Consider the following 1,343-nt stretch of genomic DNA (forward strand, 5'->3'; position numbering starts at 1 on the left):
TCTGTGGGTGGCTCCCGCATTGCAAGCGTTTTCTGGCAATTTCTGCGGTTATTTTCGTCAGTACCGTCGTCTGTCCGGCCTGTTTATGTTTTGGCATTGCCTCCACTGGCCCTGATGAGTTCCGCAAGCGAGGTTCCAATCGGCTTATCGACCTCAAAGGGCCGCTGCCATTCCCGGAGTGTCCTTGCTCTTGGTTGACTTAATTCCGCATCATCACTTCAACGTCTTGCATCTCGTAGGCAACCGGTGCGCTTAGAACGCGGGTTGCCGGTATTCCTGTTTCTTGGTGAGCATCGCCCAGACGGCCCGGGCTGCCTTGTTTGCCATCGCGACTGTTGCCAGCCGGAAGGGTTTGTCGGCAACGATCTTGGCTGTCCAGAGATCGACTTTCTGTGGTGAACGTTTCGCCATCACAGCGCGAGACGTCATGCCCACGACCAGTAACTTTCGAATGTAGCGATCACCCTGCTTTGTGATCTTTCCAAGACGTTCCTTGCCGCCGCTTGATTTGTTGAGCGGGGTCAGTCCGAGCCAGGCCGCCAGATCGCGTCCGGTCCGAAACTGTTTTGCATCGCCGATCGTTGCGACAATCGCCGATGCCGTGATCGGCCCGATCCCCGGCATGCGCATCAATCGGCGGGCATCCGCACTCATCATGGCATGTTGCTCAATCATCTTTGAGTAGCCGGCAATGCGTTCGTTCAGCCCGAGGAACTGGTAGCATTGGACGCCGAGAAGTCCGTTTGCGATCTCCGGCATGTCAGGATGATCGCCGTCCAGGTGGCGCTTTGCGAAGGCGGCCACCGCTTCGATCCCGATGGGCAAGATATGCCCGAACTCGCGCAAGAGACTGCGGATCATGTTGGCCAACTGGGTGCGCTGCCGGACCGCCAGATCGCGTGTGCGGTGGATCGCGAGGATGGCCTGCTGCTCCTCCGTCTTGATCTCGACAAAGCGCATCGTCGGGCGCCGAACCGCTTCACAGATTGCCTCGGCATCAACAGCATCCGACTTGCCGCGCTTCACGTAGGGTTTGACGTATCCGGCGGGCATGAGTTTCACCTCGTGTCCCAATTTGCGCAGCTGGCGACCCCAATGGTGGGACGATCCACACGCCTCCATGCCCACCAAACAGGGCGGCAGCGTCTCAAAGAAGGCAAGCAGCTTCGCCCGCTTTATGGCCCTATTGAAGATGACCCGACCATTCTCCGAAATGCCGTGGACTTGAAACACATCCTTGGCCAGATCCAGGCCTACTGTCTTAACTGTCATTGGGTGGCTCCTTTCCTAGCAGTCATTGATAACTGCACTTTGGCACATTCGATGCCGGTGGAGCAGGAGCC

General features: G+C 57.7%; 1 protein-coding gene. It reads right to left on the bottom strand.

What is annotated here, in order from left to right; translation table 11 throughout:
• Positions 1 to 252 precede the first annotated feature (252 nt).
• Entirely contained in the window at positions 253 to 1,272 is a 1,020-nt protein-coding gene (locus tag B30_RS21160) for an IS110 family transposase (RefSeq protein WP_009574308.1), read from the bottom strand.
• Between the last annotated feature and the right edge of the window lie 71 nt (positions 1,273 to 1,343).

Origin of the sequence: Celeribacter baekdonensis B30 (assembly GCF_000299875.1) — a bacterium.
Lineage (GTDB): Bacteria > Pseudomonadota > Alphaproteobacteria > Rhodobacterales > Rhodobacteraceae > Celeribacter > Celeribacter baekdonensis_A.